The sequence below is a fragment of the Phocaeicola barnesiae DSM 18169 = JCM 13652 genome (genome assembly GCF_000374585.1).
Taxonomy (GTDB): domain Bacteria; phylum Bacteroidota; class Bacteroidia; order Bacteroidales; family Bacteroidaceae; genus Phocaeicola; species Phocaeicola barnesiae.
The window spans coordinates 131,385-147,293 of the sequence record NZ_KB894643.1; the positions used below are offsets into that span (position 1 = coordinate 131,385).

General features: G+C 41.3%; 9 protein-coding genes. All 9 read left to right on the plus strand.

The genetic code is table 11. The annotated features are described in order from the left end of the window. The first annotated feature begins 40 nt into the window (after positions 1-40). The 9 genes from C510_RS17460 (at position 41) to C510_RS0100605 (ending at position 15,894) form a co-directional block, all read left to right on the plus strand. Positions 41-193 (plus strand): hypothetical protein, encoded by a 153-nt coding sequence (locus tag C510_RS17460; RefSeq protein ID WP_244870438.1) that lies wholly within the window; start codon positions 41-43, stop codon positions 191-193. A gap of 37 nt (positions 194-230) precedes the next feature. Then, positions 231-1,232, plus strand: coding sequence for a virulence RhuM family protein (locus tag C510_RS0100560; protein ID WP_018709388.1), 1,002 nt, complete (start codon positions 231-233; stop codon positions 1,230-1,232). A 370-nt stretch (positions 1,233-1,602) separates the two neighbouring features. Continuing rightward, positions 1,603-1,944, plus strand: a complete 342-nt coding sequence (locus tag C510_RS0100570; protein ID WP_018709389.1) for a nucleotide pyrophosphohydrolase — start codon at positions 1,603-1,605, stop codon at positions 1,942-1,944. Continuing rightward, on the plus strand, positions 1,941-4,313 hold the full coding sequence (locus C510_RS0100575; protein ID WP_018709390.1) for a DNA/RNA helicase domain-containing protein: 2,373 nt from the start codon (positions 1,941-1,943) through the stop codon (positions 4,311-4,313). The genes C510_RS0100570 and C510_RS0100575 overlap by 4 nt, the downstream gene beginning before the upstream one ends. A gap of 263 nt (positions 4,314-4,576) precedes the next feature. Continuing rightward, on the plus strand, positions 4,577-4,906 hold the full coding sequence (locus tag C510_RS0100580) for a hypothetical protein (RefSeq protein ID WP_018709391.1): 330 nt from the start codon (positions 4,577-4,579) through the stop codon (positions 4,904-4,906). A 384-nt stretch (positions 4,907-5,290) separates the two neighbouring features. Further along, positions 5,291-7,111, plus strand: a complete 1,821-nt coding sequence (locus C510_RS0100590) for a YgiQ family radical SAM protein (RefSeq protein WP_018709393.1) — start codon at positions 5,291-5,293, stop codon at positions 7,109-7,111. Between the two features lie 441 nt (positions 7,112-7,552). Continuing rightward, positions 7,553-10,972, plus strand: a complete 3,420-nt coding sequence (locus C510_RS0100595; RefSeq protein WP_018709394.1) for a helicase-related protein — start codon at positions 7,553-7,555, stop codon at positions 10,970-10,972. A 12-nt stretch (positions 10,973-10,984) separates the two neighbouring features. Then, a complete protein-coding gene (locus tag C510_RS0100600; protein ID WP_018709395.1) occupies positions 10,985-12,865 on the plus strand; it encodes an AIPR family protein in 1,881 nt (626 codons plus the stop codon). Between the two features lie 2 nt (positions 12,866-12,867). Continuing rightward, positions 12,868-15,894: a DUF1156 domain-containing protein gene (locus C510_RS0100605; protein ID WP_018709396.1), complete on the plus strand. Its 3,027-nt coding sequence runs from the start codon at positions 12,868-12,870 to the stop codon at positions 15,892-15,894. Positions 15,895-15,909: the final 15 nt, after the last annotated feature.

Consider the following 15,909-nt stretch of genomic DNA (forward strand, 5'->3'; position numbering starts at 1 on the left):
CGTTTAACACGGACACCTGTTCCCATACAGTCAGGTGTCCGTGTTTTACAGAGGATCTTACAGAAAATATCGTAAAAACGAGGCTGACAAACAACCGTCGCGTGTATTGTTCCGTGACTGTCGTTTCTCTCGTGACGATACAAAAATCAATGTGTTCGAAACCCTGAAACAGTTGTTGGGCTGGAGCGAATAAAAAAGCAATAAAGAATATCAATGTTATCTGATGAGATATGGAAGAAAAAAAGGTCATTATTTATACATCCAGCGACGGACAAACCCAAATAGACGTCAGACTGGAAGATGAAACCTTGTGGCTTACACAGCAACAGATTGCCGAATTATTTCAAACATCGAGAACCAATGTAGTGGAACATATCAAGCATATTTATGAAGAGAAGGAACTCGAAGAAAATTCAACTTGTCAGAATTTCCGACAGGTTCGTACCGAAGGTACCAGGCAGGTGGAACGAGAGCTGCCCTTCTATAACCTGGATATGATCATTTCATTGGGATACAGAATCAAATCACGTATAGCCACCCATTTCCGCCAATGGGCCACCCAACGGCTGAAAGAATACATGATTAAAGGTTTTACACTGGATGACGACCGATTGAAAAAGTTAGGAGGAGGTGGGTACTGGAAAGAACTGCTGGAACGCATCCGGGATATCCGTGCCACAGAAAAAGTGTTTTATCGTCAGGTATTGGAAATATATGCCACAAGCATTGACTATGACCCCAGAGCCTCTGTATCGCAGGAATTCTTCAAGAAAGTACAGAACAAGATACACTATGCCATTCATGGACATACGGCAGCCGAGCTGATTGTGGAACGTGCCGATGCCGAAAAGGATTTTATGGGCTTGTTGACCTTTAAGGGTACTCAACCTACATTGATAGAAGCAAAAACAGCAAAAAATTATTTGGATGAAAAGGAACTGCGTGCGATGGGACAATTGGTTTCCGGTTACCTGGATTTTGCAGAACGCCAGGCTGAACGTGAACAACCCATGACCATGAATGATTGGGCTAACTACCTGGATAGAATTCTTACCATGTCGGGGGAACAGCTATTACAAGATTCCGGTAGTGTTTCACATGCAAGAGCAATGGAACATGCTACGAATGAATACCGCAAGTATAAACAGCGTACAATCAGTGACGTAGAACAGGACTATCTTGACTCTATCAAGATATTGGACAACTTGAAAAAGAAAGGAAAATCAGAATGAAACTGAAATATAAGCGCCACGCTTTCAAACGGATGCGGTCAAAAATATAACCGGTCTATTTACCGGCCTGCAATATTGCGACTGTACCGATTTTTTCATTGATCAGGGTATACAGAAAATATGTGTATACAGTAACCGATTTTGGAATCTGTATCTGCTTCCAAAAACGCCTAGACGTTTTAATGAAAACGATTAGACGAACTGTTGAAAACAAACGGACGTTTTAATCAGAACGTCCGTTTGTTTTTTCAACTGTCACTGTCCCCAATATATTATGTAGAAGATCTATATTAACAAGTAAAAAACCAAGTCATTTTGAAATTAGAAAAAGTACATATACCTTTGCCTAAGTCAATTAAAAAGAAAAACAATGAATTCATCAAATTCAGACATAAAAGAAATTATGCAACAAATTGTCCAGTTTACTCAAGACAGAGACTGGGATCAATTTCACAACGGAAAAGATTTAGCTTTAGCCTTGTCAATAGAAGCCTCTGAATTAAACGAAGTATTTCTTTGGAAACAACCGGAAGATGTAAATGTTGATAAGATTAAAGAAGAATTAGCAGACATACTGAACTATGCATTTCTGATTGCTGATAAATATAATCTAGATATAAAAGAAATCATACTTTCAAAATTAGCCCAAAACGCAGTAAAATACCCGATTGACAAGTCAAGAGGAAATGCAAAAAAATATACCGAATTATGATTGTATACCACGCCAGTAAGAAAGGTTTCATTCATGACGTCTTCAACGGTACTATCGCTGATGACATAGATCACGCTTTTTTACTCCATTTAGGAAGGCATACTTCTCCCAACGAAAAATTATCATGGAAAAATTCCATGATGCACATGTATAAAGTCATCAACACTCCGGAAATTCCGGATAGTTCATCTATTGCCATTGAATATCAAATACCACTCACGTCCAAACGAATTGACTTTATTATTTCTGGAGTGGATGACAACCGACATTCCAACATAATCATTATTGAACTAAAACAATGGGAACAGGCAAAACTTTCTCAAAAATCCGGAATTATACAAACACGCTTTCAGCATGGTGAAAGTGAGACAGCACATCCTTCCTATCAAGCTTGGTCGTATGCCTACATGTTGCAAAATTATAATGAGACTGTACGTGAACAAAATATACAACTCTTGCCATGTGCATTCTTACATAACTATCAGGAAGATCACATTATTTCTCACCAATGCTATACAGAGTACATTGACAAAGCGCCTCTCTTTCTGAAATCAGATGCAAGGAAATTACAAGATTTTATAAAAAGACATATCAAATACGGTGCCAAAGAAGACATTGTATGGCTTATAGATAAAGGTAAATTGCGTCCATCCAAGCAACTGGCTGATGCATTAAATTCCATGTTACATGGAAACAGAGAATTCGTATTGCTGGATGACCAGAAAATAGTATATGAAACCGCATTAAGTCTAGCACGAGAAGCAGCCAATGGTTCTAAACAAGTTCTTATTGTGGAAGGTGGGCCAGGCACGGGAAAAAGTGTCGTTGCTGTAAACCTTCTAGTTGAACTGACCAAAGAAGGAGTAGTTGCTCAATATGTATCCAAGAATGCAGCCCCACGCGATGTATATACAGCAAAGCTATCAGGAAGTTTCAGAAAAGGCTACATTAACAACTTGTTTGTAGGTAGTGGCAGTTTCATTGATACTCCACAAAATACTTTTGGAGCACTAATCGTAGACGAAGCTCACAGACTTAATCTGAAAAGCGGTCTATACAGCAATTTGGGAGAGAATCAGATTCTTGAAATTATAAGAGCTTCCAGATTTTCAGTTTTCTTTGTTGATGATCGCCAAAGAGTTCACATCAAGGATATAGGATCCAAAGCTTCCATACAAAAATTTGCAGAATCCTGTGGAGCAATTGTACACACTGCCAAATTAAGTTCTCAATTCCGATGCAATGGTTCTGACGGTTATTTAAGTTGGTTAGATAACGCTTTAAAAATCAGAGAAACAGCCAATATCCATTTGTCTTCGGAGGATTATGATTTTCGGATATTTTCTGACCCTAACCAACTTTTCGAAACAATCAAAGAAAAAAACCGAATAAACAACAAGGCGCGTGTTGTGGCCGGATATTGCTGGGATTGGAACAGCAAAAAAGACCCAAATAGTTACGATATTATCATACCAGAATTCCATTTCCAAAAACGCTGGAATCTGAATACAGATAAAAATTTATGGATTATCGGCAACAAATCTATCGAAGAAATAGGTTGTATACATACGTGCCAAGGATTGGAGTTAGATTATGTAGGCGTAATTATTGGATCTGATATGCGTTATGAAAACGGACAAATCATTACAGATGTCACTAAACGTTCTGGCAATGACCAATCTGTGAAAGGATTTAAACATCTCCTTTCTCAAAATAGATACAAAGCCTTACAAGATGCAGATGAGATTATAAAAAACACCTACCGTACATTACTCACACGAGGAATGAAAGGCTGTTACGTTTATTGCTGTGATAAACCGCTGGCAGAGTACCTTTCTGCTCAGTTAGAGCCTCTGTATGAATCAATTCCTGAAAACAGAATAGAGCCAGAAGTGAATGATGAAGTGAAATATATTGACTTTCTACCTTTATACTCAATTCGAGCTGCATGTGGTTACTTCGGAGAAGGAGAATTGGTTGATGAAAGTGGCTGGATGAAAGTTGAAGGTATGGGAAAACTCAACCGCAACATGTTCATCGTTCAAGCTGTAGGACATTCTATGGAACCTCTCATCCAGGATGGAGATTACTGTGTGTTCAGGGCTAATCCGGCAGGTAGCCGACAAGGAAAAGTCGTACTCACAGAACATCACAATTATTACGATTCTGACTATATGGGTAGTTACTCCATAAAAACGTATACCAGTAAAAAAATCTTCGACCCAGAAGGAAATTGGGCTCACGAAGAGATTGTTCTTCAACCTAAAAATTCAAATTATTCTCCTATCATCATTGAAGAAGAAAATGCAGATGAATTCCGAATTGTTGGAGAATTTATAGGAGTCCTGCCAATGAAATCCAAACAATAATTCTAAAAAATTATAAAACCACCATCAGCCATTGCTTTAGAATATTCTGTTCAATCAGAGGTAAACAACTGTATACTTCAATGTTTCCTAAACTTTGCAAGTAACAACAAACGATGAAAGGTTAAAATAAAACCATAGATACATTGGAGAATAAAATAACACCAAATAATTTCATCCCCACCAAAGCATAAAACCTCCAAAACACAAGGATATTCCAGAAAAACGGCTAACTTTGTCTGTGCAAACTAAAATAAATAAAGACTATGTATACCATACAGACAAACGCTTCCGGTACACGAAGCATGCAAATCTCAGAAGAACATCTGAATACCATCGAAAAATATGCCCTCTTCCAGCAACTCATTGACAGCACCGGAATCATCGACGAATCGGTACTGGACAAGCTGAAACTGAACATCCGCTCGCTGCTGACTTCCATCGACGGCGATACCAAGGACCTGCTGGACCTTTGCCTGGACGTCATCTATCACGACAACATGAAAGCTTTCGGTCTGCACCAGCTCATCATGCTGTACATCAAGTGGGAACGCGAAAAAGGAAACATCGAAGAAGAAACGGAAGAAGAAGCATAAAACGGAGTTTCCGCATATCTTACAACCACGGATTAGATTGATGGCATAAGCGAATAAACATAGGATGGGGGCGGCCCACCCGAATAGTACAAGTTTGACCATTTATTGGTTATCAGTCTACTCTGTGGCAACGAAGAAAGACAGAACAAAAAAACAATACCAGAACAAATTCCGGCCTTAGTTTTGAGGCGAAAAAGCGGAGAAACGGTTCCCGACGAAAAGAAGCGCAGGCTGTCTGAGCGAAGCGAGTTCCTGCGCTTCCGGCGGGAACCGATTCGTAGCCGCCTCAAAACGGAAGCCGGCGTTTTTTCTTTTTGTTACCTTTTTCTTTTTGACGCCAAAAAGAAAAAGTAATAAAAGATAACCCTAACAACAGAAAACAGATTGAAAAACTATAACCTGACAGACTGGTTACCCACAACCAAGAAGGAAGTGGAACTGAGAGGATGGGATGAGCTGGACGTCATCCTGTTCAGTGGTGACGCGTACGTAGACCATCCCTCATTCGGTGCCGCCGTCATCGGCCGGATGCTGGAATCACAAGGACTGAAAGTAGCCATTGTCCCCCAGCCCAACTGGCGGGATGACCTGCGCGACTTCAAGAAACTGGGACGTCCCCGTCTCTTCTTCGGTATATCGGCCGGCTGTATGGACAGCATGGTGAACAAATACACCGCCAACAAGCGCCTGCGCAGCGAAGATGCCTATACACCCGACGGACGTCACGACATGCGACCGGAATATCCGAGCATCGTCTATACCCAGATACTGAAACAGTTGTACCCCGACGTACCGGTCGTACTGGGAGGCATCGAAGCATCCCTCCGCCGACTGACGCATTACGACTATTGGCAGGATAAGGTACGCCCTTCCATCCTGCTGGATTCGGGAGCCGACCTGCTCATCTACGGTATGGGAGAAAAGCCGATTACAGACCTGTGCCAACGGTTGAAGGAAACGAACCAGCTGCCGAAGGACTTGCCGCAGACGGCTTACCTCTGCCTGGCAAACGAGTTCCAGCCTCAGGAAGGCGACCTGCAGCTTCATTCGCACGAGGACTGCCTGAAAGACAAACGGAAGCAGGCAGAAAACTTCCGGCACATCGAAGAGGAATCGAACAAGTACCAGGCCGCACGCATCTATCAGCAGACCGGCAAACAGGTAGTAGTAGTCAATCCGCCTTATCCGCCGATGAGCCAGGGAGAACTGGACCTGTCGTTCGACCTGCCCTACACACGCCTGCCTCATCCCAAATACAAGAACAAACGTATTCCGGCGTACGAGATGATCAAGTTCTCGGTGAACATTCACCGCGGCTGTTTCGGCGGCTGCGCCTTCTGCACCATCTCGGCCCATCAGGGAAAGTTCATCGTCAGCCGAAGCAAGGAAAGCATCCTGAAGGAAGTAAAAGCCATCACGGAAATGCCGGACTTCAAAGGCTACCTGAGTGACCTGGGAGGACCGTCGGCCAACATGTACAGCATGCACGGAAAAGACGAGACCCTCTGCAAGCGCTGCAAGCGCCCGTCGTGCATCCACCCGAAGGTATGCCCGAACCTGAATACCGACCATCGTCCGTTGCTGGACATCTACCATGCCGTAGATGCCTTGCCCGGTATCAAGAAGAGCTTCATCGGCAGTGGGGTACGATACGACCTGTTGCTGCACGAAAGCAAGGATGCGGCGGTAAACCAGAGTACGGCGGCCTACACACGCGAACTGATTACCCGCCACGTAAGCGGACGGCTGAAAGTGGCCCCCGAACATACCAGCGACCGGGTACTGTACCTGATGCGGAAACCGCCTTTCGAACAGTTCTACCGCTTCAAGCGCATCTTCGACAAGCTGAACCAGGAACTGAACCTGCGCCAGCAGCTTATCCCCTATTTCATCAGCAGCCATCCGGGATGCACGGAAGAAGACATGGCCGAACTGGCAGTCATCACCAAGAACCTGGACTTCCACCTGGAACAGGTTCAGGACTTCACCCCTACCCCGATGACCGTAGCCACAGAAGCCTGGTACACGGGATTCCACCCCTACACACTGGAACCGGTCTTCTCGGCCAAGACACAGAAAGAGAAACTGGCTCAACGCATGTTCTTCTTCTGGTACAAGCCTGAGGAACGCCGCAACATCATCAGCGAACTGAAGCGCATGGGACGAAATGACCTGATAGACAAACTGTATCAGAAGAAACGCTGATTCGAACCGGACGAACTATATACCTTAGATGTTTATATGACTTAGGTCATACATCAATAGGATATGGTTCTCCGAATCAGAATCACCATCCGAAGTTCAAGAGATTCATTTATTCTTTTACAATATAAAATATCATCTATAATTATTTCTATACGGTTCCGAGGAATTGTTCTACAGTCTTTTTTATATCGCATAATATTTCATATATTTGCAATTATACATAAACATTCCCTTTTATCATGAATCGTATCAAAGAGATACTTGAAAAAAGGAAATCACGCAAATCTGGCTAGCTGAGAAAACAAGTAAAAGTTTCAGCCAAACTAATGCGTATGTATGTAACCGTCGACAACCAAGGATAGAATTGCTATATAAAATTGCTTCTTTATTGGATGTTGAAACGAAAAATTTATTAATAATCAAGAAATAAAGAAGTAATCAATGATAGAAATAAATCAAATAATCAAGAACTTAATTCCTACGGAACCTGTCACTATCATCAAGTTACAGCCTCTTGGGAATATGTATTCCATTAAATACACAGGAGTAAATACTCACAAGACTAGTACCAAAGTAATTAGTAAAGCCCAATTTGAGTCTTTGGAGGTATTGACTGCAGAAGGCGAATTTAATTTTAAGGGAGATCCAGAGAAGTTTGTCATGTTTGCAGAAGCGGAACGTATCCATTCGGCTTATCAGTTTGACCCATTATTTGCCATTAACTGCAGTGTGGTCGACCCTCTTCCTCATCAAGTTGAAGCGGTTTACAAATACTTATTACCTCAGCCCAAAATTCGTTTTCTTTTGGCTGATGATACAGGTGCCGGAAAAACCATCATGACAGGACTTTTACTGAAAGAGCTGATTATGCGCGGTATCATTGAACGCATTCTGATTGTAACCCCGGGTGGCTTGACTAAACAATGGCAAGAAGATGAAATGGGAGTCAAATTCAACATACCTTTTACCTTAGTCAACCGCAGTCTGTTTACAGCAGATCCTAATATTTTCCGTACGGCCAATAAAGTCGTCACATCGATTGATTTCATAAGCCGTGAAGATATCTTGTCTGTGGTCAGCAATACAAGTTGGGATATGGTCATTTTTGATGAAGCCCATAAATTATCAGCATACGAATACGGACAAAAAACATACAAATCCAAACGTTATGAGGCAGCTTATGTCTTGTCGCAACAATGCGAACACTTACTTTTATTAACAGCGACTCCTCATCGTGGAAGAACAGATACGTTTAAAAAGTTACTGCAATTATTGGATGAAGATATTTTTGCTACAGATGATGTAGCTTCCGACAGAGTCAAAGAATTAAGTAAAGAAGGGTTGAATAAATTCTTCATCCGGCGTTTAAAAGAAGACATGAAAGATTGGAATGGCCATCCATTATACAAAAACCGTTTTACAAAGACCATTTCCTACCAACTTACACCTGAAGAGAAATACCTTTACGACCAGGTGACTAACTATCTGACCAGACGAAAAGAAGAAGCTACTGAAGAAAAAAATATTCATGTCAGTTTAGCATTAGCCGTCATGCAACGCCGTTTGGTCAGCTCCATTTATGCCATTAAAAACACGCTGTACAAACGTTGGAATGCCTTACAAGGTATTGTTGATGAAGTAAATAAGAATCCTAACATATGGAAACAGCGTCAGAAACTAGAACTGATTGATGTAGACAATATAGACCAATATGATGATTTGGAAGATGACGAAAAAGATGCACTCGATAACATCCTTTCCGATCCGAAGAAGTTTAAATTATTCACGACATCCAAAAGTCTCGCAGAAATAGCCAATGAAGCACAAGAAGTTAAACGCCTGTACGACATTGCCAACCACCTTTATAATCAGAATCAAGAAGAAAAGAAGTACATTCAACTCAAAGAATTACTTAAAAGCCAAGGAGTGATTAATGGACAGAAACTGGTGATTTTTACTGAACATAAAGATACTCTTACCTATCTACAAGAACGACTAACCAATAATGGATATAAAGTGTCTGTCATTCACGGTGGCCTGTCGGTGGACGAACGCCGGGCTGCCCAATGGGAATTTATGTCTCCAGAAACTCAAATTTTGATTGCGACCGATGCTGCAGGTGAAGGTATTAATCTGCAGTTCTGCCGACTACTCATTAACTGGGATATCCCCTGGAACCCGAACAGATTAGAGCAACGAATGGGACGTATTCATCGTTACGGTCAAAAAGAAGATGTGCTTGTCTTCAACTTGGTAGCAGACAATACCCGCGAAGGACAAGTATTAGCCAAACTACTCAATAAACTGGATATCATTCGGGAAAGCATGGGGGATGACCGCGTTTACGATGTCATTCAAGATGTGCTGAAAGATGTCAGTCTGGAAGCAATCATTGCCTCTGTATTTGACGGAAAAGAATCAGACTTAGATCGCTTCCTGGCTCAAAACAACCAAGAGATTGAAAAAGAGTTCAAATGTCAGATTGAAGCACAACAAAAAGCTATTGCCCATAGTCCGGTAGATTATAAGAATGCCAGACTTTTAAAAGAAGACTCTGATGAAAAGCGTCTGCAACCTATCTACATTCAATTATTCTTTGAACGGACATTCAAATATTTAGGAGGACGTTACGAAAATGTACAGAAAGGAATTTATAAAATTACAACCATCCCTGAGATTCTTAGCAAGCAGTTAAAAGAAAACTATAATATACTTGCCGATAATCTGAATCAACTCTTATTTTGTTTCGACAAACAAATATTTCTTGATTACCAGAATACAGCCGCTATTTTAGGAAAAGTACATTACATAAATCCTGGTAATGCATTGTTCGACGCTCTGACAGATTGCGTGCGTAAAGACTTCAAAGAAGAAATGCTGAAAGGGACGATATTGGTTTCACCGGAAGATACGGAAGAGTACTTTGCATTTTTCGTAAAGAACCAAATTACCGATAATCGTCCTAATAAAGGAGATGATAGCATTGCCAACGAGCAGTTGAGTTTCATTTTTCAGACAGCTGATGGAACTTATCACAATACTTCTCCTGCCAAATTCCTAGACCTTCATGCTCCATCGCAATTTGCCAAGGAAATACTTCCACCTGCTACCATTCAAAGTCAGGAAGTAATGGGTTGGGCTTTCGAACATATTACCCTTCCATTATTCGAGGAAACCAAAGTAAAAGTAGAAGAAGATGTAGCCAAGCGGAAAGAATATTTGCAAACAGCTTTCAGCCAGATCATTATGGACTTGGATATCGCCATCAATGATATGCAGATGAAGGTCTTCATGGGCGATGTAAAACTACAAGAAAAATTATCGTACAAGATGGTACGTAAAGCTGAACTGATGCAAAGACGTGAAGAACGGATTGCCGACATGGAACAAATGATGGAGATATCACCTAAAGAACCTGAAATCATAGGCTGTGCTTATGTCGTTCCACTGACACAAATGGAATACAAACAACATTTCCACATGACACGTGATGAGGAAGTGGAAGAAATCGCAATGCAAGTTGCAATGAATTATGAAACAGGCCAAGACAGAAATCCGGAGGATGTTTCCCACCAAAATTTAGGCTATGATATAAAAAGTATAGATAAATTCGAGCTGAAACGGTATATTGAAGTGAAAGGACGTGCCGGTACCGATGGAGTCATGCTGTCGGAAAACGAATGGAACCGCTTGGCACAATTAGGTGACAAAGCATGGCTCTATATAGTTATAAACTGCAAAACCGCGCCTGAACTTTACAGAATACAGAACCCCGCCATTCGTCTTACCTTTGAAAAGGTATCAAAAGGAGTACAATATTACTTGCCTTTAAAAGAATGGCAACAGAAATATGAACAATAAAAAAAGACTATCATGTATATCAGTGAAGACTTACAACAAGAACTTGATTTCTTTAAAAGAACTAATGAGCATTTTGAGATTGAGGCTGGAAAAAGTTCCACCGAAGTGAAGAATGCAACGAATGAGATTCTTTACATGGCCATGTCTGCATCATTAGTCATGGATTATTCAGAAGATGGTTTCTTTGAAAATTTCGTCATCACCGACAAAAGTATTTCAGGACGTTCTGAATTGCAAATTGATGCGTATGCTCTTATTGAAACCGAAAGTTCAAAAGTAAAACAGCTTCATATTTTCCAATACAAGCTATACGCAAACGATTCCAAAAGCGCGTCTCCCGTGGAGTTACTCAATTTTGCGACTTTTGTGAACAATAATTTTGTACACCCGGAGTTTCTGGAAAAACCTTCGGACAATGAAGTAGTAGCTGAAATAAAAACAAAATGTGATGAGTTTCTGAAAGGAAGAAGAGATCGTCGCATCATCGTATATTGCCATTATATCAACAATGCTACAGGTATCTATCGCAATAATGAAAAAGAAATAAATAATGTCTTAGCCCGCTTCAACGCAGACCGGCAATTATTAGGATTTTCCATTCAGGTATATGGAGTGAAAGAAATTTTGGAACTGGTCAGAGAAGGAAAAATCCAAGTAGGAAGTGAATCCCTGGAACTAGTTAATGAAGGAATGTATTCTTACCGACTTGAAGATAACTCCAAACGCGAAAGTCTTGGATTACCTAAGAAAGTGATTGTGGGGATGTGCAATGTCAATGAATTCATCAGGCTGCAGAATAAATATCACCACAACCAACTGTATGCAGAAAACATCAGATTATACCTGGGTGACCGCGGAAATGTTAACAAGGATATCATTGCAACCATTACCAGCAGTGAAAGTCTTTGGTTTCCTTATATGAACAACGGGATTAGTATCATTTGTGATTCCTTGGCCATTGGCAACACAAATGCAGCAAAACATGTGCAAACTTTTACCTTGGAGAACATGCAGATTATCAATGGATGCCAGACAGTCAATGCGTTATATAGTGCAAAATACGGTGAAAACACGCGGGATAATTTCAGACCGGCCAATGTAATGGTGCGAATTTATGAAATTAATCCGTCACAGACCGACTTCAAAATGAATATTATCAAAGCAACAAATAATCAGAATTCTGTAAAAAGTTATTCGTTGATGGCTAATGACCCTATACAAATACGCATTGCTGAGGTCCTCAGAAAGTTCAACATCATTTATGACCGAAAAGGAGAAGGCAAGAATATACAGGGTAATCAAATGATTATAAGCATGGTCAATGTAGCATTGGCTTACAGAGCAGTTTACCTTTTCATGGCACGTTCATTACGCTCCGGTTTAGGCAAATCACGTGTATTCCAAAAAGCCGAATATGATAAAATATTCAATGGCAACTTGCTGGAAGAAGGGAATGAAAAACAACTGGATGAATTATGTTTTAAATTTATCATTGCCAATGGTATACTCGATGCCATAAGAGAGCAAATCCAACAAGATAATGCAAAGTATCTGGGAAAACTTCCTATCTTCAAAAAAAGTACCTATTACTTAGCCGGATATATGTATGCTTCTCGGAAAACGGATTTCGATACTTTACAAAAAAATATGACAGAAGTCTTCCAATCAGACAATGAGCAAAAACTGAGAGGAATGAATTTCCCGAATAAGGTAACCGAAATCGTAAGAACGTACTTTGACGCAATGATTACCAGCTTCATCGCATTTTATAACAACTTAAAGGACATTGACAAAACAGACATTGACAACCTTCTGAAGAACAAATCTTTTGATGAAGCCTACAAAAAAGAACTTGAAACAATGATTGGTAAACTTCCGGATATAGAAGATTAATTATGACAAAAGCAAAGAAGCTCATAGAAGTAGCAATGCCGATTAAGGAAATCTCGGCAGAAAGTGTACGCGACAAATCCATCCGTCATGGACATATTTCCACCTTGCATCTGTGGTGGGCCCGTCGGCCATTGCCTGTATGCCGGGCGGTAATATTTGCAAGTCTGGTACCCGATCCGCTGGATCCTGAGTGTCCGCAAGCATTCTGTGATGCCGTGCAAGACCTGCTGGCCAATAATCCGCTTTATGCCCCTTATCCAGATATTCCCTATACATCTATCTATGACCCGATGCCTGACAACCTTCGCAACCGACTGTTGATGTTTATCGGGAAATTTTCACCTGCCTGCCAGAAAAATATGCTGGCCGGAAAAACAACTCCTTCCAAGGACCAAGTGCAAGAAGGATGCCTGATAAAATGGGAAAGTAAAAATGACCCTACAGTGCTTCGTCTGGCTCGTTTGCTGATATGGGTAGCCCACAATTCCGAACTACGTCCTGAAGCCACATACACAGACTTGACTGTAGAATTTGATGAAGCTTCTAAAGCTATCACGAATGCTGAAACTGCATTGTATCATACACCGAACCGACATCTCGCTTCTCCAGAAGTAACAGCCAAAGAAGCCGCCTTACAAAAGGCTATCGAGAAATTCCAGAACCGGATGCCCAGCGTATTCGATCCTTTTGCCGGTGGTGGCGCCATACCCTTGGAAGCAGCCCGTTTGGGGTGTCGTTCTTTCGGTAACGACATCAACCCTGTAGCGCATATCATTGAAAAAGGTTCGGTAGAGTTTCCTCAAAAATACGGTAAACCTATCACCTACACTCACGAGGAATTTATGGCTTTATATGGCAAAGAAGGAATAAAGTTGTATACCGAAAATTTTGGAGGCATGCCTACGGGCAATGTAGAAATACCCAATAGATTGTCTTTTGATGTAGAATATTATGCCAAAAAGTTACTAGCCATGACTGAGGCCGAAGTGGGGCATCTTTATCCTGCGGACGAAAAAGGGAATAAGCCCATAGCTTATTATTGGGCACGGACAGCTACGTGTTCTAATCCTTCTTGCAAAGCAGAAGTACCTCTGCTAAAGCAGTTTTATTTGGCAAACACCAAATCGAAAAAGGTATACCTGAATCCTATCATCCATGGTACTGATATTCAGTTCGAAATAAAAGAAGGAAGTTATGACGAGAAGGTATTGCCCGGATGGAATAAAACAGGAAATCTCATATGCCCATGTTGTGGTAGTATCACAACTTCTAAACAAGTTAAAGAGCAAGCCAATAAAATTGGATTAAAAGAGCGTTTTATCGCAATAATCAGTGAAGGTTCAAATGGAAAACAATATACCATTCCATCAATACAACTAGAGCAACCACATATAACGCTACTCAATCAAAGTATACCTACTGAAAATATGACTAAACAAACTGACTTAATCAGTAGCCGTGGCTGGAATATTAATCAATGGTACCAGATGTTTTCTAATCGTCAACTAAATATGCTTTTAACGATAAATAAACAATTATTAAACTTAAAAGCAACGTTAAACCAATCTAATTATACGAATATATTATTTACCTATTTATCTATCTGGTTTGACCGTATAGCCGTGGCAAATACCTCATTAGGCAGATGGCATATAAGCGGAGAAAAACTAGAACACCCTTTCAGCCGCCAAGCTATTGCCATGGTTTTCGATTACCCGGAATCCAACCCTTTCTGCAACAGTTCGGGTAGTGCCCTCAACCAACTGGAGTGGATAACCCGTTACATCGAGTCGGAAAGCAATTCTCCTTTTGCTGCACTGTTTGCAAATGCTTCCAGTGGAGAAAAAGGACAGTTCGCTGCCAAAACACTGACTGCTGTCGTAACAGACCCACCCTATTATGACGCCATAGCCTATGCGGATATCTCAGACTTCTTTTATGTATGGATGAAGCGCACATTGGGAGACATCTACCCCATCAATTTTGCTACTCCCCAAACCCCAAAAGCAGAAGAGTGTACGGCATTGAAACACCATCATCACAACAGTGAGGCAGAAGCCAAAAAACATTTCGAAAACAAACTGACGACCATTTTTGATGCCATTGAATACCAGACTTCTGATATTGTCAGCATTATGTTTGCCCATCAAAGTACCGAGGCTTGGACTACACTCTGTAATTCAATCTTGGGAGCAAGAATGAACATTACCGGCAGCTGGCCAATGGATACAGAAATGGCCAATAGAAGTTTAGGATTGGCTGGGGCTGCCCTCGAATCGTCTGTAACCGTTTCATGTCGCCCGTCTGAACGTAACGGATTCGAAAGTTTCAAACGAGTGAAACGAGCCATTGAAACCAAAGTCACAGAAGAAGTCAATGCCCTCTACGAATTGGGGTTTCGGGGAGCAGACCTCTTGACAGCCTGCTTTGGACAAGCTGTCAGTGAATTTGGGAAATACGAAACAGTGGAAAAAGCAGATGGTAGCGAAGTAACTGTAGGTGAACTTTTGGAGTTAGCTCGGACCGCGGCATTTAACGCTTTGCTCAGTGGTTTTGACGGAGATGAATATACCCGTTTCTATATCTTTTGGTTGCAGATGAACGGCATGGGAGACACTGACTTTGACGATGCAGCCAAGTTTGCCCGCGTGGGAATGAGCGTCAATATCAGTGACATTTTCGCTCACAATCTACTTATCCGTACCGGTAACAAACAGCATCTGGCGACCTACACCGAACGCACGATAAATGAAAAATTAGGTATGAGTACCAGTGACCCGCTGATAGACCAAGTACACCGGGCCATGGCCAATTGGCGGGATGGCGACCGCGGAAAAATCCTTCACCACATACATATAGTAGGAAAAGAAGCCAATAATCCTTTCTGGCGTGTGTTGGCATCCTTGAAAGAACTGTTGCCGGAAGGAGATGACTTAAAACAAGTACAGGAACTCATCTCTAATTCGGCCGACCTGATACAGCATTGCGGAGAAAGCATGACCTACACCCAAGGTACATTATTTAATTAACCTGTCAATACCAAT

Coding starts and splice junctions, on each gene's coding strand:
- C510_RS0100560 (WP_018709388.1), top strand. CDS start 231: ATGGAAGAAAAAAAGGTCATTATTTATACATCCAGCGACGGACAAACC.
- C510_RS0100570 (WP_018709389.1), top strand. CDS start 1,603: ATGAATTCATCAAATTCAGACATAAAAGAAATTATGCAACAAATTGTC.
- C510_RS0100575 (WP_018709390.1), top strand. CDS start 1,941: ATGATTGTATACCACGCCAGTAAGAAAGGTTTCATTCATGACGTCTTC.
- C510_RS0100580 (WP_018709391.1), top strand. CDS start 4,577: ATGTATACCATACAGACAAACGCTTCCGGTACACGAAGCATGCAAATC.
- C510_RS0100595 (WP_018709394.1), top strand. CDS start 7,553: ATGATAGAAATAAATCAAATAATCAAGAACTTAATTCCTACGGAACCT.
- C510_RS0100600 (WP_018709395.1), top strand. CDS start 10,985: ATGTATATCAGTGAAGACTTACAACAAGAACTTGATTTCTTTAAAAGA.
- C510_RS0100605 (WP_018709396.1), top strand. CDS start 12,868: ATGACAAAAGCAAAGAAGCTCATAGAAGTAGCAATGCCGATTAAGGAA.